Origin of the sequence: Dongia deserti, from assembly GCF_003574735.1 — a bacterium.
Lineage (GTDB): Bacteria > Pseudomonadota > Alphaproteobacteria > Dongiales > Dongiaceae > Dongia_A > Dongia_A deserti.
The window spans coordinates 76,362-99,900 of record NZ_QORW01000002.1 but is presented as its reverse complement, the minus strand read 5'-3'; the positions used below and the strand labels follow the sequence as shown (position 1 = coordinate 99,900).

The 23,539-nt window shown below is 63.1% G+C and carries 19 protein-coding genes; 7 read left to right on the top strand and 12 right to left on the bottom strand.

What is annotated here, in order from left to right:
* Positions 1 to 200: 200 nt before the first annotated feature.
* From DTX69_RS03470 to DTX69_RS03440, 7 genes are all read left to right on the top strand, one after another.
* The gene (locus tag DTX69_RS03470) at positions 201 to 1,457 is read left to right on the top strand and encodes an ABC transporter substrate-binding protein (protein ID WP_119300117.1); all 1,257 of its coding nucleotides are present in this window, start codon (positions 201 to 203) and stop codon (positions 1,455 to 1,457) included.
* A gap of 100 nt (positions 1,458 to 1,557) precedes the next feature.
* Complete coding sequence (locus DTX69_RS03465; RefSeq protein ID WP_119300116.1) at positions 1,558 to 2,493, top strand: carbohydrate ABC transporter permease; 936 nt, start codon at positions 1,558 to 1,560, stop codon at positions 2,491 to 2,493.
* Positions 2,493 to 3,374 carry a carbohydrate ABC transporter permease gene (locus tag DTX69_RS03460; RefSeq protein WP_119300115.1) on the top strand — a complete coding sequence of 294 codons (882 nt, stop codon included), beginning with the start codon at positions 2,493 to 2,495 and terminating at the stop codon, positions 3,372 to 3,374. The genes DTX69_RS03465 and DTX69_RS03460 overlap by 1 nt, the downstream gene beginning before the upstream one ends.
* A gap of 12 nt (positions 3,375 to 3,386) precedes the next feature.
* The gene (locus DTX69_RS03455; protein WP_119300114.1) at positions 3,387 to 4,496 is read left to right on the top strand and encodes an ABC transporter ATP-binding protein; all 1,110 of its coding nucleotides are present in this window, start codon (positions 3,387 to 3,389) and stop codon (positions 4,494 to 4,496) included.
* Between the two features lie 81 nt (positions 4,497 to 4,577).
* Positions 4,578 to 5,258 (top strand): D-lyxose/D-mannose family sugar isomerase, encoded by a 681-nt coding sequence (locus DTX69_RS03450; protein WP_119300113.1) that lies wholly within the window; start codon positions 4,578 to 4,580, stop codon positions 5,256 to 5,258.
* A 15-nt stretch (positions 5,259 to 5,273) separates the two neighbouring features.
* A complete protein-coding gene (locus DTX69_RS03445) occupies positions 5,274 to 6,206 on the top strand; it encodes a carbohydrate kinase family protein (protein ID WP_119300112.1) in 933 nt (310 codons plus the stop codon).
* Positions 6,207 to 6,388: 182 nt separating this feature from the next.
* Positions 6,389 to 8,515: a hypothetical protein gene (locus DTX69_RS03440; protein WP_119300111.1), complete on the top strand. Its 2,127-nt coding sequence runs from the start codon at positions 6,389 to 6,391 to the stop codon at positions 8,513 to 8,515.
* A gap of 7 nt (positions 8,516 to 8,522) precedes the next feature.
* On the opposite strand, the gene DTX69_RS03435 is transcribed toward DTX69_RS03440, so the two are convergent.
* The 12 genes from DTX69_RS03435 to DTX69_RS03380 all read right to left on the bottom strand — a co-directional run bounded on the left by DTX69_RS03435 (position 8,523) and on the right by DTX69_RS03380 (position 23,504).
* Positions 8,523 to 8,900 (bottom strand): response regulator, encoded by a 378-nt coding sequence (locus DTX69_RS03435; protein ID WP_162916602.1) that lies wholly within the window; start codon positions 8,898 to 8,900, stop codon positions 8,523 to 8,525.
* Between the two features lie 29 nt (positions 8,901 to 8,929).
* On the bottom strand, positions 8,930 to 11,053 hold the full coding sequence (locus tag DTX69_RS03430; RefSeq protein WP_119300109.1) for an ATP-binding protein: 2,124 nt from the start codon (positions 11,051 to 11,053) through the stop codon (positions 8,930 to 8,932).
* 107 nt (positions 11,054 to 11,160) lie between these two features.
* The gene (locus tag DTX69_RS03425; protein WP_119300108.1) at positions 11,161 to 14,256 is read right to left on the bottom strand and encodes an efflux RND transporter permease subunit; all 3,096 of its coding nucleotides are present in this window, start codon (positions 14,254 to 14,256) and stop codon (positions 11,161 to 11,163) included.
* A gap of 49 nt (positions 14,257 to 14,305) precedes the next feature.
* Positions 14,306 to 15,490 carry an efflux RND transporter periplasmic adaptor subunit gene (locus tag DTX69_RS03420; protein ID WP_162916600.1) on the bottom strand — a complete coding sequence of 395 codons (1,185 nt, stop codon included), beginning with the start codon at positions 15,488 to 15,490 and terminating at the stop codon, positions 14,306 to 14,308.
* 10 nt (positions 15,491 to 15,500) lie between these two features.
* Complete coding sequence (locus DTX69_RS03415; protein WP_119300106.1) at positions 15,501 to 16,100, bottom strand: TetR/AcrR family transcriptional regulator; 600 nt, start codon at positions 16,098 to 16,100, stop codon at positions 15,501 to 15,503.
* 178 nt (positions 16,101 to 16,278) lie between these two features.
* On the bottom strand, positions 16,279 to 17,139 hold the full coding sequence (locus DTX69_RS03410; RefSeq protein ID WP_284735524.1) for a dienelactone hydrolase family protein: 861 nt from the start codon (positions 17,137 to 17,139) through the stop codon (positions 16,279 to 16,281).
* A gap of 144 nt (positions 17,140 to 17,283) precedes the next feature.
* Positions 17,284 to 18,288 (bottom strand): ABC transporter ATP-binding protein, encoded by a 1,005-nt coding sequence (locus DTX69_RS03405; protein WP_119300104.1) that lies wholly within the window; start codon positions 18,286 to 18,288, stop codon positions 17,284 to 17,286.
* 15 nt (positions 18,289 to 18,303) lie between these two features.
* The gene (locus tag DTX69_RS03400; RefSeq protein WP_119300103.1) at positions 18,304 to 19,362 is read right to left on the bottom strand and encodes a Gfo/Idh/MocA family protein; all 1,059 of its coding nucleotides are present in this window, start codon (positions 19,360 to 19,362) and stop codon (positions 18,304 to 18,306) included.
* Positions 19,359 to 20,198: a carbohydrate ABC transporter permease gene (locus tag DTX69_RS03395; RefSeq protein ID WP_119300102.1), complete on the bottom strand. Its 840-nt coding sequence runs from the start codon at positions 20,196 to 20,198 to the stop codon at positions 19,359 to 19,361. Before DTX69_RS03395 ends, DTX69_RS03400 begins: the two co-directional genes overlap by 4 nt.
* Before the next feature lie 7 nt (positions 20,199 to 20,205).
* Positions 20,206 to 21,171, bottom strand: coding sequence for a carbohydrate ABC transporter permease (locus DTX69_RS03390; protein WP_119300101.1), 966 nt, complete (start codon positions 21,169 to 21,171; stop codon positions 20,206 to 20,208).
* A gap of 101 nt (positions 21,172 to 21,272) precedes the next feature.
* A complete protein-coding gene (locus DTX69_RS03385; RefSeq protein ID WP_162916598.1) occupies positions 21,273 to 22,544 on the bottom strand; it encodes an ABC transporter substrate-binding protein in 1,272 nt (423 codons plus the stop codon).
* Positions 22,545 to 22,592: 48 nt separating this feature from the next.
* Positions 22,593 to 23,504 (bottom strand): N-acetylmuramic acid 6-phosphate etherase, encoded by a 912-nt coding sequence (locus DTX69_RS03380; RefSeq protein ID WP_119300100.1) that lies wholly within the window; start codon positions 23,502 to 23,504, stop codon positions 22,593 to 22,595.
* Positions 23,505 to 23,539: the final 35 nt, after the last annotated feature.

Genomic DNA, 23,539 nt, shown 5'->3' with positions numbered 1-23,539 from the left:
TTGCAGTGTTGCTGGGCGGTGGATACCGTCAATACAGGTCTTGGAAGACAGCCCAGCTGCGAGGCGGGCAGGAACAAATGACAAGCCAGAGCCCCTAACCATGGACACCGGGCCGAGGTCAGCTTGGTGGCTCCGCGTGAGCGTGCTCAAGGGCAACCGGATACATGACCATCCATTTTAACTGACTGTGGGAGGACAGAATGAAGGTTTCAAAACTGCTGTCGACGTCGGCCCTGGTGGCCGGTGTCGCACTCTTTTCGGCGACGGCGGCCGCGGCGGAGTCGGTGGAAGTGCTGCATTGGTGGACGTCAGGCGGCGAGGCCGCGGCGCTGAACGTGCTCAAGGAAGACCTCGAAAAGCAAGGCGTCAACTGGCAGGACATGCCGGTCGCGGGTGGCGGCGGCGAGCAGGCGATGACGGCGCTCCGTGCGCGCGTCACCGCGGGCAATCCGCCGACTGCCGTGCAGATGCTGGGCTTCGACATCACTGATTGGGCAAAGCAGGGTGTGGTGGCTGATCTCAACGATCTTGCCGCCAAAGAAAGCTGGGAGAAGGTGGTGCCTCCGGCCCTGCAGGCGTTCTCGAAATACGAAGGCAAGTGGGTCGCCGCGCCGGTTAATGTGCACTCGACCAACTGGGTGTGGGCCAACAAGAAGATCTTCGATGAGCTCGGCCTGAAGCAGCCCACGAGCTGGGACGAGCTGATCGCCGCGCTCGACAAGATCAAGGGCGCCGGCTACACGGCAGTTGCCCATGGCGGCCAGCCTTGGCAGGAAGCCACCATCTTCGACGCTGTCGTGGTGGCAACCGGCGGTCCGGAATTCTACAAGAAGGCCTTCATCGATCTGGATCAGTCCGCGCTCAACTCCGACACGATGGTGCAGGCGTTCGATCGCATGGCAAAGCTGCGCACCTATGTCGACGATAATTTCTCCGGTCGCGACTGGAACCTGGCTTCGGCCATGGTGATCGAAGGCAAGGCCGGCGTGCAGTTCATGGGCGACTGGGCAAAGGGCGAGTTCCTGAATGCCGGCAAGGTGCCGGAAAAGGATTTCCTGTGCTTCCGTTTCCCGGGAACGCAGGGCACCGTCACCTTCAATTCCGACCAGTTCGTGATGTTCAAGGTCGGTGAGGATCGCAAGGCAGCGCAGGAGAAGCTGGCGAGCGCGATCATGAACCCGTCTTTCCAGGTGGCCTTCAACAAGATCAAGGGCTCGGTTCCGGCCCGCACTGACGCTGAAGGATCGGGTCTCGATGCCTGCGGCCAAAAGGGCATGAAGGAACTGGCGGAAGCGAGCCAGAACGGCACGTTGTTCGGCTCGATGGCTCATGGCCATGCTGCGCCTGCGGCCGTCAAGGTCGCGACCTATGACGTGATCACCGCGCATTTCAACGGCGAAATGGATTCCAAGACCGCCGCTGAAGAACTCGCGAACGCCGTCGCGGGCGCGCAGTAACAAGAACCGACACTCGATGAGAGCGGCAGAGCTGGATCAAGTCCAGCTCTGCCGCTCCGACGAGCACAACCGGCGTTTCAGGCGAGGTTTGGAGGACGGGATGAGTGTGTCCCAGGAGATTCCGGTCGCGGCGGCGAAAGCTGCGGCCGGCGCTTCAGCGGGAACGGTTGAATGGCTGCAGCGCGCTTTGCCGAAGGTCGTGCTGGCGCCCAGCTTCGTCATCATCCTGATCGTGGTCTACGGCTTCATCCTGTTCACGGGCGTTCTTTCGTTCACCGATTCCAAGATCCTGCCCTCCTTCAACTGGGTGGGCTGGCAGAACTATGTGAAGCTGTGGGGATTCAGGAACTGGATCACCGCGCTGCAGAATCTCGCGATCTTCGGCTCGCTTTATATCCTGCTGTGCTCGGCGATCGGCTTGTTCCTCGCCATCCTGATCGACCAGAAGATCCGCATCGAAGGGCTCCTGCGGCCGATCTATCTCTATCCCATGGCCTTGTCCTTCATCGTGACCGGAACCGCGTGGAAGTGGTTCCTCGACCCCGGCATTGGCCTCGCGAACACCATGCATCAGTGGGGCTGGGAGAGCTTCGCCTTCAACTGGATCAAAGATGGCAAGATGGCGATCTACTGCATCGTCATCGCCGCCATCTGGCAGTCCTCGGGCTTCGTGATGGCGATGTTCCTGGCTGGCTTACGCGGCATCGACAACGAGATCGTCAAGGCGGCGCAGATCGACGGCGCCTCTAATTTCAATCTCTATCGGCGGATCATCATCCCGATACTGCGGCCGGCGTTCCTGTCGGTTTTCGTGGTGCTGGCGCATCTTGCCATCAAATCCTACGACTTGGTGATCGCGTTGACCGGCGGCGGCCCGGGCCGCGCGACCGAGCTGCCGGCGACCTTCATGTACTCCTATACTTTCACGCGCAACGAGATGGGCATCGGCGCCTCATCGGCCGTCATCATGCTGATGATGATCGCGAGCGTGATCGTCCCCTATCTCTACAGCGAATTGAGGAGAGGGAAGCGCTGATGGCTCACGCGACCCAGGAAACGGCGGTGCGCACCAATGTGGTGGTGCGTGCGCTTATCTATACCGGCCTCCTCTTCTTCGCGGGCTATTACTTGGTACCGCTCTATGTGATGCTGGTCAATTCGGTGAAGCCGCTGGACGAGATCCGGCAGGGCGACATGATGTCCCTGCCGGCGCTCTTCACCCTCGATCCGTGGTACAGCGCCTGGTCGACGGCGCAGATCGGCGTGCAGCCGACTGGCCTCAAGCCCTATTTCATCAACTCGATCGTGATGGTGGTGCCGGCGGTCGCGATCTCTACCCTGCTTGGCGCGCTCAACGGCTATGTGCTGACCAAGTGGCGGTTCCGCGGCGACGGCATCGTGTTCGGCCTGCTGCTGTTCGCCTGCTTCATTCCGTTCCAGATCGTGCTGATCCCGATGGCACGCCTCCTAGGGCTGGTTGGCCTCGCCGGCTCGGTGTCCGGCCTCGTCCTGGTGCATGTGGTCTATGGCCTCGGTTTCACGACCTTGTTCTTCCGGAACTACTACGACGCCTTTCCGACCGAACTGATCCGGGCGGCACAGATCGACGGGGCGGGCTTCTTCCGCATTTTCTGGCGCATCCTGCTGCCGAGTTCGGGTCCTATTATCGTGGTGACGGTGATCTGGCAGTTCACCAACATCTGGAACGACTTCCTGTTCGGCGTGTCGTTCTCCGACGTGGATTCACAGCCGGTCACGGTTGCGCTCAACAATCTCGTGTCGTCCTCGACAGGCGTGAAGGAATACAACGTGCATTTTGCGGGCGCGGTCCTGGCGGCATTGCCGACGTTGATCGTCTATATCGTTTCCGGCCGCTACTTCGTGCGCGGTCTGATGGCCGGTGCCGTGAAGGGTTGATGGAGTAGAGCCATGGCATTCCTCGAGATCAGCGATCTTTACAAGCGCTTCGGCGCGGTCGATGCTCTGAAGGGTATCAACCTCGCGGTGGAAGAGGGCGGTTTCCTGGTGCTGGTCGGGCCATCCGGCTGTGGCAAATCGACTCTGCTCAACACCATCGCCGGGCTGGAGAGCATCACGTCGGGCGAGATCCGGATCAACGACCGCGCGGTCAACAACCTGCATCCGTCGCAGCGCGACATCGCCATGGTGTTCCAATCCTACGCGCTCTATCCCAACATGACGGTGGCGCAGAACATCGCCTTCGGCATGGAGATGCGCGGCGTCCCGAGGGCCGAGCGCGAGAAGGCGGTGGCGGAGGTCGCCAAGACCCTGCAGATCAGCCATCTATTGGACCGCAAGCCCAGCCAATTGTCAGGCGGCCAGCGCCAGCGTGTCGCGATGGGCCGCGCCCTGGTGCGCAACCCGCAAGTCTTCCTGTTCGACGAGCCGCTCTCCAACCTCGACGCCAAGCTGCGCGTCGACATGCGCACCGAGATCAAGCGGCTGCATCAGGCGATGAAGACCACCATCGTCTATGTGACGCACGACCAGATCGAGGCGATGACCCTGGCTACGCAAATTGCCGTGCTCAGGGACGGCGTGCTGCAGCAGTTCGGCACGCCGCACGAGATCTACAACAATCCCGCCAACATCTTCGTCGCCGACTTCATGGGCTCGCCCGCCATGAACTTGATCCCGGCACGCATCGAGGCCAATGGCGGCGGAGTCGCGGTGGTGATGACGCGGGATGGATCCGAGCCGTTGCAGCTCAAGGTGGCTGACGGCAAGCTCAGCGCCCACGCCGGCCGCGACGTCATTTTCGGCCTGAGGCCCGAAGCGATCACGGATCTGAGCGGGGCGGATCGCACCTCGCCGCGCGTGGTCAACGCTGAATGCCATGTCGAAGTGGTGGAGCCTGCCGGCGCTGATACCTATGTGGTGACCCGCCTCGGCGGGCGCGAAGTGATCGGCCGCATGCGCTCGGATATGCATGTGGCGCCGCACAGCACGGTGCCCTTCGCCTTCAACATGGACAAGGCGGTGTTTTTCGACCCCGAGAGCGAGCTGCGGATCGCCTGAGGGTGGCGCCACGGCCTGGGCTCGTCTATATGATGCCGCATGAACTGCCGGCCGACCGGCTGCATGATTTGGAGATGCCGCATGAAACGCTCCGAATTGAATGAGATCATCCGCGAAGGCGAGAAATTCATTGCCTCCTTCGGCTTCAAGCTGCCGGAGTTTGCTACCTGGTCGCCGGATGATTGGAAGCGCAACAGGCATCGCGCCGCTGAGGTCATTCGCGCGCGCCTTGGCTGGGATATCACCGATTTCGGCCGCGGCGATTTCGAGAACCTGGGCTTGCTGCTCTTCACGGTGCGCAACGGCAGTGCCGATAATCTGAAGACCGGCAAGGGCATGGTCTATGCCGAGAAGATCATGATTTCGCGCGAGAACCAGGTGACGCCATTCCATACCCACAAGGTGAAGACCGAGGATATCATCGTGCGCGGCGGCGCGCCGCTCGAAGTGCGGCTCTATAATGGCGAGCCGGGAAAGGGCATCGACGACAACGCGCCGGTGAAGGTGCGCATGGACGGCATCGACCACGAAGTGCCGGCGGGTGGCGTGGTACAGATTCATCCCGGCAGCTCGATCACGCTGGAGCCAGGCCATGTCCATTCGTTCTGGGCGGCGGGGGGCGACTGCCTGGTCGGCGAGGTCTCGACCGTCAATGACGACGAGACCGACAACTACTTCCTTGACATGGTGTCGCGTTTCCCGGATGTCGAGGAGGATGAGCCGCCGTACCGGTTGATCGTGCCCGACTACGCGAAGCTCTAAGCCGCAGGCTGCCGAATGATCCTGACTTGCGGCGATGCACTGTTCGACGTCTTTGCCAACCCCAGCAGCTCCAGTTCGAGCATCGCGCTCGACGCGCGGGTCGGCGGATCGCCGCTCAACGTTGCGGTGGCCCTGAGCCGCCTCGGCCAGTCCACCGCCTTCTTCTCCAAGGTTTCGACCGATCCGTTCGGCCGTCGGCTGATCGCCTACCTCGAGAGCGAGCGGATCGACGTCGACTTGATCGTGCGGACCAACGCCCCGACTACGCTGGCGATCGTGGCGCTGGATGACAAGGGCGTGCCGACCTATTCCTTCTATACCAGCGGGACCGCAGACCGCTCGCTTGAGGGACCGGAGTTGCCGGCACGGCTGCCCGATGCCGTTCGTGTCGTTCATATCGGCTCCTACACGACGGCCCTGGAGCCAACCGCCTCCAGCCTCGAAGCATTGGTGAGCCGCGAGCGAGCGCGACGCTTCATCTCCTACGATCCCAACATCCGCCCCTCGATCGTTCCCGACCCGGAGCTGTGGCGCCGGCGGGTCGCAGCCCTGACTACGCAAGCGCATCTCGTGAAGGCCAGTGTGGAGGACATCGAGTTCCTCTATCCAGGGGCGTCTGTGGAAAGCGTGCTGGCCGATTGGCTGGCGCGCGGCGCCGGCATCGCGATCGCGACCATGGGCGAGGTCGGCGCCATGGCAGCCACCAAGCAGGGTGTCGCGGCACGCGTCAGCGCGCGCGCAGTCAAGGTAATCGACACGGTCGGCGCCGGCGACACTTTCCAGGCGGCGTTGCTGACATGGCTTGCCGAGCATGGCAGCCTGTCGCCGGACGGCCTCGCGACGCTGTCGGCGGACGACCTGAATGCGCTCCTGACCTTTGCCGCGCGCGCCGCGTCGATCACTTGCTCCCGCCGCGGCGCGGACATGCCGAGGCGCAGCGAACTCTAACGCGCTTCGGCGACTCGCCACGCATGGAGCCGAGTAGGCCATTCGGCATAGGAATGTATTAGGCCATTCTTCAGTATTATTGAGATAGGGTTCCTCTTAGGCGCTACAGTTATTGGCAACCCAGCGCTGCGTCGAGAATTGGCGCTGGTCGTTGCGTTGGGGCATGCTGGGCATTTTAGACAATGAAGCTGTGGGACAAGCTTTCCTCGCTGATCGCTGACGAGAAGAGTCCGAAGGACGAACGGCGGGACGATCAGCCGCAGCAAGCGGAGCAAGGGACAGGCGACACTGCCGATGAAACCGGCACGGCCGGGCCGGCCTTGTCGCCTGCGGCCGCCAATGCGGTCCTCAGCATGCTGCCGAAAGGTCAATCGCTGGATCAGTTCTCCGCGGGTCAGCTCCAGCTGCTGAACATCGAGAGCGTGCGCGCTGATCTTGGCGATCGATGGTCCAAGGTCGAGCACCAGGTCCACATGCTGGTCGAGGCGACGCTGCGCCGGATGCTGACCGAGTCGGACATCTTCACGCAGATTAGCGACTACGAATATCTGGTGATCTTTCCGAACCTGACGGAACAGAAGGCCTCCGCTCTGATGTACGTGGCGGCGGCGCAAATCCGACAGAAGCTCTTCGGCTACGATGCGGCGTTCGCGGAGATCCGCCTGAACGCCACCGTGACCCGCGTCGGTCGCGATACCTTGGACACGCCGCCCGACGCCGTGACCGCGATCCACGAGGCGACCCTGCTCGGCAAGCCGGCGCAGGCCGGCGCTGCCGAGACGTCGGACGAGCAACCGTTGAGCTCGCCATTCACGCCCTGGACAGACAAGTACAAGATTCTTCCCGTCGAGGGCGGCCGCATGACTCGAGGTCGGATGGTCGCCGACGCCCAGCGGGCGGGCGGGCCGACCTTGGATCTCTCGGGTCTTGCCGACAGGGCGCAGGCGACGACCACTGAAACCGCTGGCGATGCGGCGCGCGAGGTAGGGCGTGCGCTGGGGAAACCGTTGCCGCCTCTGGGCTACCCGGTCGCGCTGACCACGGGCGCAGACAAGACAGGCGTGGGTCTGGTCCAGAATCCTGCGCGTCCGAACCGTCGCCTGCCCGATTTTTCCGCTGTGAAGGAAGCCCATCTTCACCATGCCACTGGCGGAACGCCGCAATCGCCCTCTGCCAAAGTGCAGGTGCAGAATGAGTCTGCCTTGCAGATTGACGGCTATCCGGTCGTCCCGATCAAGATGGCGAAGCGATACGGAAGCTACCTGGTAGAAGGTGCCCCGCGGCCGCATGGAAGAATGGCGGACTTCTCTTCGGCCCATGAGGCGCAAAGCGCGTCCGATGTGAAATCGCCGGCGCCGATTGGCGGTGGCGGCGTCATTGTGCCGGCGCTTGCAGCGCGGCTGGATTCACTGGCCGGCAAGCCCGCGCAATTCAAGGCCGTCCCGATCACTCGGCCGCTAGGCGACCAGGCTGCTGGTTCTGCGGATAGCGGCTACGCTGCGAGCACGGCTGCGAGCGATCAGGGCGCGCAAGCCACGCCGGTCGAGATCGAGGATCTGCAGCTGCTCTACAAGCCGATCTGGGACGTGCGGCGACAGGCGGTAACCGCCTATCGAATGAAGGTCACGTTGAAGGTCGCGGGCGAACTGCTCGGGCTCAGCGAATTCTGCGTAACCTATGACGATCCGAAGCTGCAAGCGACGCTGAATTCAGTGATCCTCCGCAGGTTGGTCGGCCAGATCCAGCAGATGCGGGGGGAGAAGAAGCGGGCGATTATCGTTGCGCCGATCAATCGGCGTTTCATTGACGACGAGAGCGGACTGCGTCTGGTCCTGGACCAGCTCAGCCTGCTCAGCGAACAGGAGCGCCAGCTTGTCGTGTTGGAAATTGGAGACGCCTATTTCGGCTCATGGCCGACCTTGGCGCCGCGCATCGCGCTGATCCATCGCGTGTGCCGCAATGTCGCGATCCGGCTTAGCCTCGACCAGAAGGACTTTCAGCAGGTGGCCGCCACCGGCGCAAACACGGTCGCGGGCGATCTGGCCGATCACGACTGGCCCGAACGCCAGACCCTCAGTGCGCTCAACACCTTTGCCGACGGCGCCGCCAAGGCATTGCTGCGCTCCTCCATCAGCGGCTTGAACAGCAGTAGTATGGTCATCGCCGCCGTCTGCGCGGGCCTGGGGCATCTGTCCGGGACCGCCATCGGCGAAGGCACGCCGGTGCCGCTCGGAGTCTATCCGCTGTCGACCGAAGGGTTCTATCTGCAGCGACAGGCTCAGCGCTTGCAGCAGAGCCAGGACAAGTAGCCGGAGATCAGGACGCCTTCTGCGCGCCGAAGGTGGTCTCGATCGCGGTGGTCAGCGAACCCAGCGTGAACGGCTTGTGCAGGATGGCGGAGGCACCCAGCTTCTCCGCGGCGCCCAGGAAGTCGATGTTGCCGGTTCGCCCGCCGCCGGACATGGCGATGACCTTTACGTCCGGGTATTGCTCGCGCACGGTCACCAGCGTCTCGACTCCCTCCATCTCCGGCATGATGATGTCGGTGATGACCAGATCGAAGCCGCCAGTCTTCAGCTGCTCCAGGCCGAGCTTCCCGTTCTCGGCTTCGGTCACCTGATGGCCACTCCGCTCTAGCATCTTGCGCACGATCTTGCGCACCATCTGTTCGTCGTCGATCAGCAGAACATGCATGTCAGTTTCTCCAGGCCAGTGCTGCATGGCTAGCAGCTCGGAAAGTGAACATCGAATTTTGCACCTGCTCCCGGCTCGTTGCTGACTTCGATAAAGCCGTGATGCTCGCGCACGATTCCTTGGACGACGGACAGGCCAAGGCCAGTGCCTTTACCTACTCCTTTCGTGGTAAAGAACGGATCGAACAGCCGCGCCATGACGTCAGGTGCGATGCCTGACCCGCTGTCCACGATCGAGATGCGGCAGAATTTGCCGGCGGATACGTGCTGCTCGGCGGTCTTGCGCGCATCATTCACCTCGATCTCGTCGACCGAGATCCGGACGGCGCCCTTGTTCGAACCGATCGCGCTCGCCGCGTTGCTCACCAGGTTCATAATCACCTGATGAAGCTGGGTCTGATTCACCGCGGCGTCGAAACGCTCGATCCTGGGGTCGAAGTCGAGGGAAATGGTCGTCGGCACCATGGAGCGCAGCATACGCAGCGCGACGCCGACCTCGGCGACCAGGTCGATCTCCGACCGCTCTGAACCGCCATTGCGGCTGAAGGCCAGGATCTGCCTTACCAGATCCCTGATCTTGGTTGCCGCGTTCTGAATGTCCTTGAGAGACTCCGTCATCTGCTCGTCGGAGGCATCGTAGAGCATCAAGTCGACGGTCCCGAGGATCGGCACCAACGTATTGTTGATGTCGTGCGCGATGCCGCCGGCCAACGTGCCCAGCGCCTCCGATTTTTGCGTCTGCCGCAGCTGCTCCTCGAGCGCGCGGCGCTGCTGCTCCGCGAGCTTGCGGGGAGAAATGTCGGTAATGGAGCCGGCGGCACGACAGGCCCGGCCCTCGGCATCGCGGATCACCGCGCCGCGATCGGAGATCCAGCAATAGCTGTTGTCCGCCCGACGCATGCGATATTCCATCGCGAAGGCGCTCTCGCCATCCTCCAGGCACTTTTCGACGATGGCGGATGTGGCCGCCAGGTCGTCGGGATGAATCTGAGCTATCCACCAGCCGACATTGTCCATCCGGCTAGCGTTTTCGGAATCGGACTTGTAGCCGAGGATCTCGTAGCAGCGGGCAGAGCGGAACACCTCGTTGTTGCGCATGTCCCAGTCCCATAGCCCATCGTTGGCGCCTTCGAAGGCGAGGGCATAGCGCTCCTCGCTCTGCTTCAGCGCAGTGCGGCTCCTTGCGGACAGAATGGCGATACCGGCGACCGCGCAAAGGCGCTGGATCAGGGCGCTCTCCGTGACCGACATGGTGAAGATCGTGCGGCCGAGCATGGCAACCAGGCCGATCGGGCGCTTGTCCATGCCGCGGATGGTCAGCAGCATGCCGGAGGTGGCAGCAAGCTCATTGGCCACCTTGCTCCCCGCCTCGCCGCACACTTCGCCGAGACTGGCAAGGTCGAGAACATCCGACTGCGCGCACAGATCGCCCGTCAAGTGGATGCGCCTGGCGAGCGTGAGGCGAGAGATGCTGTCGAACACCCGCGCCGCCCGCGGCGTGCCGGTGACCGATTGGAACGACGCGATTTCCGGCAAGACTGCCGCGATGGCGCACTGGCTGCCAAACAGGAGGTTCTCAAACGTCTTGGTAAGGTCGTGCAGGATTTCATCGAGCGGCCCGCCGGCGGCGATGGATTGCAGGATCTCGCGCTCTGCCTCGAGCTCGGCCATCGCGGAGCGGCGGGACGTGATGTTCGTATGGACCACGACCGCGCCGATCTCATCGCCAGCGACATACGGTCCGGCATAGACCGAGAAATACCGCCGCTCGCGCGGAGAGTCGGAGACGTATTCTCCGTAGAATCCGGAGGAGACGCCGTTCAGCACCTTTTCCAGCGCTGTGCGTACATTGAACTCGTTGCCGGTCTCATCGACGATCGAGACATCGGCATGGTCAAGATAGCTGCGACCAACGCCGAGATCATCCCCAGCATAGCCGTTCTGCAGGCCGAACTGCCGCCAGGCTTCGTTGACGTAGAGGATCTTGCCGTCGTGGCCGAGCACCGCCGTTTGCGACTGCAAGGCATCGAAAGCGTTGAAGATGACGCTGGGGTCGTGCTGCGCCACCGCTGGCACAGGAGCCGGACCACGGGGATCCGCCGATGAATCCGCAGCGGCCGGGATAATGTCCGATGCCTGGGAAATGACCGTCATCTATATTGATTCGCCAAACTGTTGCCGCGCGCCGAGTGCACCCAGAATCGAGGTGGAATGCATAAGATTCGGTTACGCGACGCGAGCTGTTGCCTCTGTCAATCGGCTTAGGCCGTCCGGCGGTCCAGTCCCGTCTTCCGCAGACCACGCAGCAGTTCGGAGACCCTCTCCATGTAGAGGTAGAGGACGGGTGTGATGAATAGCGTCAGGATCTGCGATAGAACCAAGCCGCCCACGACCGCGATGCCGAGCGGCTGGCGCAGCTCGGCGCTCGCGCCGGCGCCGAGGGCGATCGGCAGGGCGCCCATGATGGCGGCAAAGGTCGTCATCATGATTGGGCGGAAACGCAAGATACAGGCGCGATAGATCGCCTCCTTCGAATCCATGCCCTCGCGCTGCAGGGTCAAGGCGACGTCGATCATCATGATCGCGTTCTTCTTGACGATGCCGATCAGCATCAGGATGCCGATGACCGCCACCACGCTGAGGTCCATATCCACCATGCGCAGGGCGATGAAGGCGCCGATGGCGGCGGAGGGCAGGCCGGTTAGAATCGTGAACGGGTGGACAAAGCTCTCGTACAGCATGCCGAGGACGATATAGATCGTCAGCACGGCTGCCAGGATCAGCAGTCCCTGGTTGTCCAGCGCGTCCTGGAACACCTGGGCACTACCTGAGAAGGTGGAGGTGATGGTGCTGGGCAGCCCAATCTCAGTGCGCAGCTGCTCCGTTCTTTCGACGGCGTCGCCCAGAGAGACTCCCGGCGGCAGATTGAACGAGATGGTGACGGCTGGCAGCTGGCCCAACTGGTTGATACTGAGCGCGCCAACAGTGCGTCGCACTTCGGCGAAAGCGCCGATGGGAACGAGCTTTGCGGATGCGGAGCGCACATACACCGTGTTGAGCAAGTCCGGGCTCCAGGAAATGCTCGGATCAAACTCGACCACAACTGAATAATTGTCGCCGGTGGCGTAGATCGTAGAGATCTGCCGCGTTCCGAAGCCGGAATAGAGCGTCGAACGCAGCTGGTCCGACGAGATGCCGAGGGCATTGGCCTTGTCCTGATCGACAATCAAGGTCGCCTGCTGCGCGCTCGCTTCCAGGTCGCTGCTGACGTCCGCGAAATGCGGGTCGCGGGTCATAGCCTCCGCCATCGTTTCGGACCACGAGAACAAGGCATCCTGGTCCACGGCCTGCAATACGAACTGGTATTGGCTGCGCGAGGTTCGTCCGCCGAGCCGCAGGTTCTGGACTGGCGACATGTAGGCGGAAATACCCGCGATCTGCGAGAGCTCGCGGCGCAGCTCGTTGAGGACGGTGTCGAGCTCGGGACGCTCGCCCTTCGGCTTCAGTTCCACGAACAGGCGGCCGCTGTTGGGCGACCCGCCGCCGCTGCCGACGATGCTGGCGACCTGCGTCACATGGGGCGACCGGCGGAACACGCTTTCCACTTGCTGCTGCAGCGCCACCATTGCAGGAAAGGCGATGTCCTCGCGCGCCTCGGTCGAGACATAGATTTGGCCGATGTCCTCCTGCGGGAAGAAGCCCTTGGGAATGGTGACGTAGAACCAGGCTGTCCCCACTACGGTCGCCAGGAATACCATGAGCATCAACGGCCGGAAACGCAGGCAGAACTTCAGGATCGAATCATAGACCGCCAGCATGGCGTTGAAGCCGCCCTCGAGTGCCCGGTCGAACAGCCCGGCCCGCACTGGGCCATGCCGCAGGGGCTTCAGCATCCGCGCGCACAGCATCGGGGTCAGTGTCAGGGAGACAAACGCCGAGGCTGCGATCGCCATCGTCACCACGACCGCGAACTCGTGGAAGATAAGGCCCACTACGCCGCCCATCAGCAGCACGGGAATGAAGACTGCGACCAGCGAAACGGTGATGGAGATGATCGTGAAGGCGATTTCGCGGCTACCCTTCAAAGCCGCTTCGAATGGCGGCATGCCTTCTTCGATGTGTCGGACGATGTTCTCCAGCATCACGATGGCGTCATCCACCACCAGACCCACAGCCAGCGTCAGCGCCAACAGCGAGATGTTGTCGATCGAGAAATTGAGGAGATACATGCCGCCGACCGTTGCGATCAGGGAGATCGGAACGGCCGCGCTCGCGATGAAAGTCGCATTCAACCGGCGCAGGAACAGGAAAATGACGAGAATCACCAGCGCGATGGTGAGCATCAGCGTCAACTCGACGTCATGGACCGCCTCGCGGACGGATCTGGATCGGTCGTTCAGCAGGTCGATGGAGACGGTCGGCGGCAGCTCCTCGCGGAACTGAGGCAGCATCTCCTTGACCCGATCCACCACCTCGACGGTATTGGCGTCAGGCTGGCGCTGGATCGCGAGCACAATCGAACGGGTGCCCTCGAACCAGCTTGCGCTTTCATTGTTCTCGACCGAATCGATCACTTTGGCGACGTCGCGCAGCCGGACCGGCTTTCCATCGCGCGTCGCGATGATGAGATCGGCGAACTGCGCTGCGTTATTGAGGTTGGTCTCCGCCTGGATGGTTAGGGACTGATCCTGGTTCTTGATGACCCCGACTGGCGTGATGGTGTTGGCGACACGAACGGCATCCTGCAGCTCGTCGATCCCGATATCGCGCGAGGCGAGCGCATTCGGATCCACCTGGATGCGGACGGCGTATTTCTGGCTGCCGTACACCAGCACCTGAGCCACGCCGGTCAGCGTCGATAGGCGCGGCGACATCACCTGCTGGGCGAAGTCATCCAGTTGCGACAGCGCCATTACGTTACTGCGCAAGGCCAGCAGGAGGATCGCCTGATCAGCGGGATTAAGCTTGCGGTAGCTCGGCGGCTCCTCCATGTCCTCTGGCAATCGCCGCGTGGTGCGAGAGATCGCCGATTGCACGTCCGCCGCGGCGTCGTCGATGTCGCGATCCAGGTCGAACTCGATGACGATGTCGGTGTCGCCCTGCGTGCTGGTGGCGCTGATGCTCGTGATGCCTTCGATCGTCGTGAACTGCTTGATGAGCGGCGTCGCGACCGATTTCGCCATGGTATCGGGCGAGGCGCCGGGCAGGTCGGCCGAGACGTTGATGACGGGATAGTCGGTGCGCGGCAGCGCGGCGACCGGCAGCAGACCGAACGCGAACAATCCGCCGACGATTAGAGCGACCGACATCAACAGGGTCGCGATCGGGCGTCTGATGCAGAACTCGGAGATGTTCATCCAATGTCCTAGCTGTGGCGGCGTTTGACGCACGCCGCTGCGATCAGCCTCACTTCACCACCATCACCCGGGCACCGGGAGAGAGGCGGTGCTGCCCATCCACCACTACGCGCTCGCCCGGCTGCAGACCGGACGAAATCGCGCTCCTGTCCCCGTCGCTGACGGAGACCGCGACCTTGCGCATCTCGGCGGTGTTCTCCGGCGTGATCACGTAGACGAACATTCCTTCCTGGCCCACCTGCAAGGCGACGGTCGGAATGATCGCGGTCTCGGCCTGCACGCCGAGCTCCACCTCGACATCGAAATACTGCCCGGGCCAGAGCGCCAGATTATCGTTGGCGAATTTGGCTTTGGCCGTGATGGTGCCGGAGGCGGCATCGACCGCACTGTCGATGAAAGTGAGGCTGCCCTTCGCCCGCGGAATCTTGTCGCCTTTGGTGAAGACCTGAACCGGTGCCGGCGGATATTGCGCCAGCGCCGTGCGCAGCGCGTCGAGGTCGCGGTCGGGCAGGGTGAAGGTAACGCGGATCGGCTGCATCTGCGTGATCGTAACGAACGCGATTTCGCCGTTCTCCTGGACCAGGTTGCCTGGCGTGACGCCGATGGAACCGAGCCGTCCCGAGATCGGCGCGGTGATGGTGGTGTAGGACAGGGTCAGCCGATCGGCCTGCAGCACCGCCCTGTCGGCAGCAACCGCCGCTTCAGCGACGCGGGCGTCGGCCATCGCCTGATCAAGGGTCTGCTTCGACGCGGTCTGCTTGGAGACCAGGGTCTTGGTGCGCTCGAGATCGGCGCGGGCGCGCTCCAGCTCCGCCTGGTGCTGGGCCATCGCCGCTTCGTCGCGCGCGATGGCTGCCCTCACTTCGCGATCGTCCAGCGAGAACAGCAAGTCTCCCTTTTCCACGAACTGGCCGTCCTGCGCGTGCTGTTCCATGATCACGCTGTTGATGCGCGATTTCACCGCCACGGTCGCGATAGGCTCGACCCAGCCGATGGTCCGGCGGCGGATTGGCATCGAGTCCTGCGTGACTTGCACGACTTTTACCGCGATGGCGGGCTTGCCGCTGTCCCGTGCCTGCTCCGGGGCCTGTCCTGGGTTTTGCGCCGGGGCGGATTGGGGACCCTGCTGCATCGCGGCCTCCGCGCGCACGGGATCGGTGCGGAGATACTTGCCCCACACAAACACGCCGCCGATAGCGGCCAGCGCGACGCAGATCAGAAGGACAGAGCGCATCCGCATCGCTTCAGCCTTGGCTTCCTTGCGGCGAAATGCCGTTGAGGAGCAGATCGGTCAACGACAGCGCAGCTTGCTCATCGTTCGGCGCATCCTCGGCGGTCGCCGTCAGGCGCACCGCGCCCAGAATGGCGCGCGAGGCAAGATCGGGATCGAGGCCGCGGAACTCGCGCGCCGCGACGCCGCGCTGCAGGACGCGCTCGAACTCTTCGCGGATCTGCCGGCCGCGGCGGCGGAGCATGGCGCGGCCACGCTCGCCGAGCGCCGCATCGCTGCCGTCAAGGGCGCGGATCGCGGCCGTGCATCGTGCGAAGGATCTCAGCGCGGCACCGATCATCTGCTGGAGGACCATGGGCGCCGGCACCTTCTCGTCGGCAACCCGACAGACCTCCGCCACCAGCTCGCTCATCGTGCCATCGAGCGCTTCGAGGAACAGGTCCTCCTTGGAACTGAAGTAGCGGTAGATGGTCGGTTTCGCCACGGCCGCGGCCCGGGCCAACTCGTCCATCTGGACCTCGACATAAGCGCGCTCCGCGAACATCTGCGAGGCGGCCAGCACGATGCGCTGGCGGCGGTCATTGCGGTTGGTTGCGGGAAGCGGCAGAGTCATCGAAAATTGAACTCTCGAGTTTCATTGGCGGCACATTATAAAACCCGCGAGTTTCGTTCAAGCGACAAGCCCGCGAAATTGCGGGCTTTCCAAGGCTTGAACGCGGTCCCCGCCCGAACCCGGCAGGCCCGCCGATCACGAAATCGTGATCAGCGGGCCGGACATGGTCCTAGGCCGCTCAGCCGGCCAGATGCTGTTTGAAGAAGTCCAGCGTCCGGCTCCAGGCCAGATCGGCAGCTTCCTTGCTGTAGCGGGCCTCGTTGGTGTCGTTGAGGAAGGCGTGCTGCGCGCCTTCGTATATATGGAGCGTGTATTCCTTGCCGCTCTTTTTCAATGCGTCCTCGAAGGCGGGAATGCCGGCATTGATGCGCTCATCCAGGCCCGCATAGTTCAGCAGCAACGGCGCCTGGATCTTGGCGACCTCCTCGGCGGGCGGCTGCTGTCCGTAATAGACGACAGCGGCATCGAGTGATGGCTCTGCCACTGCCAAGCGCCCGATCACGCCGCCGCCCCAGCAGAAGCCGACCGCACCGACCTTGCCGTTGCTGGATGCATTGCCGCGCAGATAGGCGACGGCCCCTTGGGCCCAGTTCGTCACGTCCGATGCGTTGAGCGTGCCGATCATGTCGCGCGCCTTGTCCTGGTCGGACGGCGTGCCGCCGATCGGCGACAGGAAGTCGACCGCTATCGAGAGATAGCCCGCGACCGCAAGACGCCGTGCGACATCCTTGGTATGCGGATTGAGGCCGCGATTCTCGTGCACCACGACCACGGATGGGTACTTGCCATCGGCGGCCGGCCTCACGAGATAGCCTTTCACGTCCTGTGCGCCGGCCTTGAAGGTCACCAGTTCGGTCTTGATGCGTGAATCAGTCTCGGGGACCATGTCGGCCTTGGCATAGTTGTTTTCCAGGATCGGCAGCAGAGCGGTCGCCGCCGCAATGCCGCCCGTCAGCATGACGAGCTTGTCGAAGAAGGTGCGCCGGCTCATGCCGCCGTGCGTATATGTGTCGTAGAGGTCAATGATCTTCTGGTCCATGGAATGCCTCCTCAAGCACACAGGGGAGTGGCGACGGTCAATTTGCTGACAATAAGCAAGGCACACAATCTGACTGCCGCGATGCCACGCGGGTCAAGCTTTGTTCGCTCAAGGATTCGTGAAGTTGGCGCGAATTCGATGTCGCTAAGCGGCGATGCGCTGACCGCTGGCGTCGAAGCGATGCAAGTGCGTGCGGCGCGGCGTCAGAAAGATCGAGGATCCCAGCGAATAATCCGCCTCGCCATCGAGCCTGACGGTCATGGTGCCGATCTTCGGCACATCGACATACAAATATGTATCCGTGCCGAGATGCTCGATGTGCGCGATCTCACCTTGCCAGTGACCAATTTCTAGATTGGTCTCGATGTGCTCCGGCCGGATGCCGATGGTGTGCGCATCCAGCGTCTCCGCTTCCGTCCCCTGCACGAAGTTCATTTTGGGTGAGCCGATGAAGCCCGCGACGAACAGGTTGGCCGGCCGGCGATAGAGCTCGAGCGGCGATCCGACCTGCTCGATCCTGCCGTGGTTCAGCACCACGATGCGGTCGGCCAGGGTCATCGCCTCGACCTGATCATGGGTCACATAGATGATCGTCGCCTTCAGCAGCCGCCGCAGGCGCGCGATCTCGAGCCGCGTGTTGACGCGCAGTCCGGCATCGAGATTGGAGAGCGGCTCGTCGAACAGGAACAGGCGCGGCTTGCGCACGACGGCACGGCCGATCGCGACGCGCTGACGCTGACCGCCGGAAAGCTCGGAGGGCCGCCGGTCGAGCAGCGGCTCCAGCGCCAGCATGCGCGCCGCCTCCGCCACCCGGGCGCTGATCTCGGCGCGCGGCGTGCCTTCCTGCTTCAGGCCGAGCTCCATGTTGCCGCGCGCGGTCAGGTGCGGATAGAGCGCATAGGTCTGGAACACCATGGCAATGCCGCGCTTGGCCGGCGGCACGACGTCAACCACGCGATCATCGATCAGCACGTGACCGGTGGTGTGTTCCTCAAGCCCAGCGATGATCCGGAGCAGGGTCGATTTGCCACAGCCGGAGGGGCCGACGAACACCACGAACTCGCCGTCGGGAATGTCCAGATCGACGCCCTTGATGGCCTCGAAATCCCCGAACGACTTGCGCACGCCTTGTAGACTCAACGACCCCACGTCAGATTCCTCGCATCACAAATCTATTGCCCGCCCTTCGCGCACGCTCTGGTCGGCCGCCAGCACGATCTTGAGCGAATTGATGCCGTCCGCCATGTGCTGGGTCAGGTCGATGTCCTCGCGGATGGCCTTCAGCACATACGCCTGCTCGCGGTCGCACAGGGCTTGGTGACCCGGCTCGTCGGCCATGGAGATGTCACGATCCGGGCGGACGTAATGGCCCGTCGCATCGAGCTCGGCCCAGTGGGTGCGGATGGTCGAGGTCTTGGTATGGGTCTCCATGTCGGCAGACTTGGCGCCTTCTTTCATGACGATGGAGACGCAGCCGCGCGGCGTCATGACGTCCTTCACGAAGAAGGCCGTCTCGGAAATCATCGGGCCCCACGCGGCTTCGTACCAGCCGACAGATCCGTCCTCGAACAGGACCTGCAGATGGCCGTAGTTGTACATCCCGGGCGCGACCTCGTCGGAGAGGCGCACGCCCATGCCGCGGACCTGTTTCGGCTTGGCATCGCAGATCTGGCACATGACATCGACGTAGTGCACGCCGCAATCGACGACCGGCGAGGTGGATTGCATCAGGCGCTTGTGCGTCGCCCATTGCACGGCGTGAGACTGCTGGTTGAGGTTCATTCGCATGACATAGGGCCCGCCCATCTCGCGCGCGATGCGGATGAACTCCATCCAGGACGGGTGATGGCGCAGGATGTAGCCGATCACCAGCTTGCGCTTGAGGCGCTTGGCCGTGGTGACCACGCGCTCGGCCTCCTCGACAGTTGCGGCCAGCGGCTTCTCGATGAAGACGTGTGCGCCGGCTTCCATGGAGCGGATCGCGTATTCCGCGTGCGAATCCGTCAGCGTGTTGATCGAGACAAGGTCCGGCTTGGTCCTGGCGAGCCCGTCCTCGAAACTGCCGAAGCGCGGATAGGATTGCAGCGCCGGTGGGAGCTTCACCTCCGACCGATTGGCGAGGCCGACGACCTCGAAGCCCGGATTGCTGTGATAGGACTGGGCGTGGCTGAGGCCCATGTTGCCGAGGCCGACGACCAGGACGCGGATTTTCGCTGCACTCATTTGACGGCTCCTGCCGTGATGCCGCGGATCAATTGCCGCGAGAACAGCACATAGAGGATGAGGACGGGCGTGATCGACAGCGTGAGCGCCGCCAGCACGGCGTTCCAGTTTGTGACAAACTGCCCGATGAAGACCTGCGCGCCGAGGGTGATGGTCTTCGTGCTTTCCGAAGGGGCCAGAATCAGCGGGAACCACAGGTCGTTCCAGATCGGGATCATCGAGAAGATCGCGACCGTCGCCATCGCCGGCCGCACCACCGGCAGCACTAGGCGGAAGAACACGACATACTCCGACAGCCCATCGATGCGCCCGGCATTCTTGAGATCGTCGCTGACCGTGCGCATGAATTCCGACAGCACGAACACCGCGAGCGGCAAGCCCTGCGCCGTATAGACCAGGATGAGCGCCGTGAGCGTGTTCACGAGGCCTGACTTCGCCATCATCTCGAGGATCCCGACGGTGCCGAGGCGGATCGGCACCATGACACCAAGCGCGAGGAACAGAAACAGAAAGATGTTGCCGCGAAACCGGTATTCGGTGAGGGCGAAGGCGGCCATTGCGCCGAACAGCAAGATGAAAAAGATAGAGCCGACGGTGACAATCAGGCTGTTCTGAAAATAGCCGAGGAAGTCGCCTTGCCTCATCACCGTCTCGTAGCCGATCAAGCTGAACGAACTTGCGTCGGGCGGCATCAGCGGCTGGGCGAAGATCGATTTCCGGTCCTTGAAGGAATTCATGATGATGAGCAGGACCGGCAGGATCGCGACGAGCGTATAGGCGCCCAGCACGGTGTGGACCGCGACACGCCGCATGCGAAGGATCGGTGCCTGCTTCATCGCCGCCTCAGAACTGATAGCGGCGTATCCGCCGCTGGACCACGAGCAGGTAGAAGCTGACGACTGCCAGAATGATGAAGAACATGACGGTTGCGATGGTGGCACCCATGTGCGGATCGCCCAGCTGCAGCTGGTAGCCGAAGAAGGTGCGATAAAGGAACGTGCCGAGAATGTCGGTCGAGAACTGGGGGCCCGCCAGTGCGCCTTGCGAGACATAGATGAGATCGAAGGCGTTGAAGTTGCCCACGAAGGTCAGGATCGAAACCAGGCCGATGGCCGGCAGCACCAGCGGCAGCTTGATCTTCCAGAACTGCGCCAAGCCGGTGACGCCGTCGCACTCCGCTGCCTCGATCACCTCGTCCGGGATGGAGAGCAGCGCCGCATAGATCAGCATCATCGGTATCCCGATATATTGCCAGACGGAGATCAGCGAGAGCGCGGTGAGGGCGGTTGCCTCCTGGCCGAGCCACGGCCCGAATAGCGACTTGAGGCCGATCGCGGCCAGAATGCTGGGGGCGACGCCCCAGAGCGGGCTCAGGATCAGCTTCCAGACGAAGCCGACGATCACGAAAGATAGCATCGTCGGCATGAAGAAAGCGGTGCGATAGAAACTGCGCCAGCGCAGCCTCGGCAGGCTGAGCAGCGCCGCCAGCGCGATGCCGATCGGGTTCTGCACCAGCATGTGGATCAGAAAGAAGTAAGTGTTGTTCCAGAGCGCTCGCCAGAAACTCTCCGACCAGCGCGGATCGCCGAATAAGGTGATGAAGTTCTGAAGGCCGACGAAGCTGATCACCTGGTCCTTGGAGGAAAACAGCGACAGCCGCAATGTTTCCGCGAGCGGAATGATCATCAGTGCCGAATAGACCAGCAGCGCCGGCGCCAGGAACACGGCGATGTGCCAGCGCCAGGGCCGGCGGATGGGCGCGTGATCGGTCGCGCTATGGCTGTCCTGCAGCGTCACGCTCTGAGTCATGGCCGGATCGAGCCTGGAGACCAGTTTCTGTATTCGAAATCCCGCCGCCCGATCGGCCGCCAGGCGGCCGATCGGAGCGCAGCAGGGAGGAACGCCGGCGCTTACTGCGCGGGTTTGTACCAGCTATCAAGACCCTTTTGCAGGCGCGCGGCGGCCTGTTCCGGGGTTTCCGTGCCGTTGAGCACGTTGGCGGAGGCGCCCCAGGTCTCGTTCTCGAGATTGGGCGTGCCGCGCGACAGCACCTGATAGGTCGACCGGATGGTGGTCTTGCAGTCCTTGCGCCAGCCCACGAACTCGGTCGCCAGCGGATCCTCCAGCGTCACCGGCTGACCGGACAAGCTGAAGAAGCCCGGCAGCGCGTTGGCATAGATCGTCGCGAATTCCGGCGACGCCACCCATTCCAGGAACGTCTTGGTCTCCTCCGGATGCGCGCCCTTGGCATTCATGCCGAGCGCGATGTCGACATGATCCGAAATGTAGCAGGGGTCGCCCGCCTTCTTCACCGGCGGGTAGAACGCACCCATCTTGAACTCGGCCTGCTGGTTGAAGAGGGCGATGTCCCACGAGCCGGCCGGATAGATCGCCGCGCGGCCGAGGGCGAACAGGTTCTGGCTGTCGGGATAGGTCTGCGCCTTGTAACCGTCACCCATATAGGCGGACCAGCGCGCCAGCACCTGGAACGGCTCGACCCACTGCGGATCAGTCAGCTTCTGCTTGCCCGCGATCAGCGCCAGGCGGCCTTCCTCGCCCTTCCAGTAGTTCGGGCCGATGTTCTGATAGCCCATGGTGGCCGCTTCCCACTGATCAGCGGTGCCGAGGGCGAGCGGAATGTAGGTGCCGTCGGCCTTGATCTTCTCGAGCGCGGCGAAGAACTCGTCCTCGGTCTTCGGCTCGCTGATGCCGAGCTTGTCGAAGGCTTCCTGATTGTAGATGAAGCCGTGGATGACAGAAGCCATCGGCACGCAGAAGGTCGTCTTGCCGTCGTCCGTGGTCCAGCCGGAGCGCGCGACCGAGCCGAAATTCTCCATGCCCTTGACATCGTTCACCGGCGCCAGATGGCCCTTCTTGAACAACTCGAGCGAAGCATCGAACGGCCGGCAGGTGATGAGGTCGCCGGCGGTGCCGGCATCGAGCTTGGCATTGAGCGCGGCGTTGTATTCCGTCGGCGCGGTCGGCGAGAACACGACCTTGATGCCCGGATTCTTGGCTTCGAAGGCGGGGATGATCTTGTCCTGCCAGATCGGCAAGTCGTCGTTGCGCCAGCTCTCGATGGTGAGCGTCACATCGGCCGCCGCCGAAAGCGACCACATCGCCATGCCGGCCACCAGCGCGGTGGCGCCCAGCGCGGCCGCGCGAAATGTCTTGCGTTCCATGATCGGGTAACCTCCCTGGTCCCTGTTGCCATGCCTTGCCTGAAGTGACTACGCCTTGCCCGGCGCTGCGCCGAGACAGGCCAAGGCCCGGCGCAAATTGCCCTGTTCTTGTTGCAGGAGCTGGGCGGCATGAACGCCATCCCTGGCGCCGGCCGCAAGCAGAATTGCGATCTTTGGTTCGAATTTGGCGTCGACCAGTCTGGCGCGTGCGGTGTCGAGATCGACCTTGGCGGCGCGCGCCACGATATGGGCGGCGCGCTCGCGCAGCTTTTCGTTTTCGGCGCGCATGTTCACCATCAGGCCATCATAGACATGGCCGAGCTTGATGGCCGCCAGCGTGGAGAGCAGGTTGAGCGCCGCCTTCTGCGCCGTCCCCGCCGCCATGCGCGTGGAGCCGGCCACCACTTCCGGCCCGCTGAGCAGGCGGATGGCGACGTCGACGCCTTCGAAGATCGGCGCGCTCTCATTGCAAGCGATGCCGACGGTCGCGGCGCCGCGGCGGCGCGCTTCGGCCAAGGCGGCGCAGGTGTAGATGGTACTGCCGCTGGCCGCGATGCCGATGACGACGTCATCGGGGCCGGCATCGACCGAAGCCAGATCGGCGACGGCCTGCGGCGCGCTGTCTTCCATCTTGTTGTCGATCTTGTCGAAGCTGCCGGAGCCGCCCGCGATCAGGGCCAGCGCCTGCTGGTGCGGAATGCCGAAGGTGGCGGGGAGCTCGTGCGCGTCGAGTTTCGCGATCAGTCCGGAGGAGCCGGCGCCGGCATAAATCAGCCGGCCGCCGCGGCGGATCTTGTCGGCGACCAGGGTCGCGGCTTTCGAAATATCGGCAAAGGCCTTGTGCACCGATGCGACGCCGCGGGCCTGCGCGTCCAGCATCGCGGCCAAAGCGCGCTCGTCGGGCCAGGTATCGAGGCCCACATACTCGGCGCTCATCTGTTCGGTCTGCCGACCCTGCATCAGCCCGCCTCAGAAACTTCCTTGGAAGTCATAAT

Bases quoted from the DNA above. Each gene is read 5' to 3' on its own strand.
- DTX69_RS03470 (WP_119300117.1), top strand. From the start codon at position 201: ATGAAGGTTTCAAAACTGCTGTCGACGTCGGCCCTGGTGGCCGGTGTC.
- DTX69_RS03465 (WP_119300116.1), top strand. From the start codon at position 1,558: ATGAGTGTGTCCCAGGAGATTCCGGTCGCGGCGGCGAAAGCTGCGGCC.
- DTX69_RS03460 (WP_119300115.1), top strand. From the start codon at position 2,493: ATGGCTCACGCGACCCAGGAAACGGCGGTGCGCACCAATGTGGTGGTG.
- DTX69_RS03455 (WP_119300114.1), top strand. From the start codon at position 3,387: ATGGCATTCCTCGAGATCAGCGATCTTTACAAGCGCTTCGGCGCGGTC.
- DTX69_RS03450 (WP_119300113.1), top strand. From the start codon at position 4,578: ATGAAACGCTCCGAATTGAATGAGATCATCCGCGAAGGCGAGAAATTC.
- DTX69_RS03445 (WP_119300112.1), top strand. From the start codon at position 5,274: ATGATCCTGACTTGCGGCGATGCACTGTTCGACGTCTTTGCCAACCCC.
- DTX69_RS03440 (WP_119300111.1), top strand. From the start codon at position 6,389: ATGAAGCTGTGGGACAAGCTTTCCTCGCTGATCGCTGACGAGAAGAGT.
- DTX69_RS03435 (WP_162916602.1), bottom strand. From the start codon at position 8,900: ATGCATGTTCTGCTGATCGACGACGAACAGATGGTGCGCAAGATCGTG.
- DTX69_RS03430 (WP_119300109.1), bottom strand. From the start codon at position 11,053: ATGACGGTCATTTCCCAGGCATCGGACATTATCCCGGCCGCTGCGGAT.
- DTX69_RS03425 (WP_119300108.1), bottom strand. From the start codon at position 14,256: ATGAACATCTCCGAGTTCTGCATCAGACGCCCGATCGCGACCCTGTTG.
- DTX69_RS03420 (WP_162916600.1), bottom strand. From the start codon at position 15,490: ATGCGCTCTGTCCTTCTGATCTGCGTCGCGCTGGCCGCTATCGGCGGC.
- DTX69_RS03415 (WP_119300106.1), bottom strand. From the start codon at position 16,100: ATGACTCTGCCGCTTCCCGCAACCAACCGCAATGACCGCCGCCAGCGC.
- DTX69_RS03410 (WP_284735524.1), bottom strand. From the start codon at position 17,139: ATGGACCAGAAGATCATTGACCTCTACGACACATATACGCACGGCGGC.
- DTX69_RS03400 (WP_119300103.1), bottom strand. From the start codon at position 19,362: ATGAGTGCAGCGAAAATCCGCGTCCTGGTCGTCGGCCTCGGCAACATG.
- DTX69_RS03395 (WP_119300102.1), bottom strand. From the start codon at position 20,198: ATGAAGCAGGCACCGATCCTTCGCATGCGGCGTGTCGCGGTCCACACC.
- DTX69_RS03390 (WP_119300101.1), bottom strand. From the start codon at position 21,171: ATGACTCAGAGCGTGACGCTGCAGGACAGCCATAGCGCGACCGATCAC.
- DTX69_RS03385 (WP_162916598.1), bottom strand. From the start codon at position 22,544: ATGGAACGCAAGACATTTCGCGCGGCCGCGCTGGGCGCCACCGCGCTG.
- DTX69_RS03380 (WP_119300100.1), bottom strand. From the start codon at position 23,504: ATGCAGGGTCGGCAGACCGAACAGATGAGCGCCGAGTATGTGGGCCTC.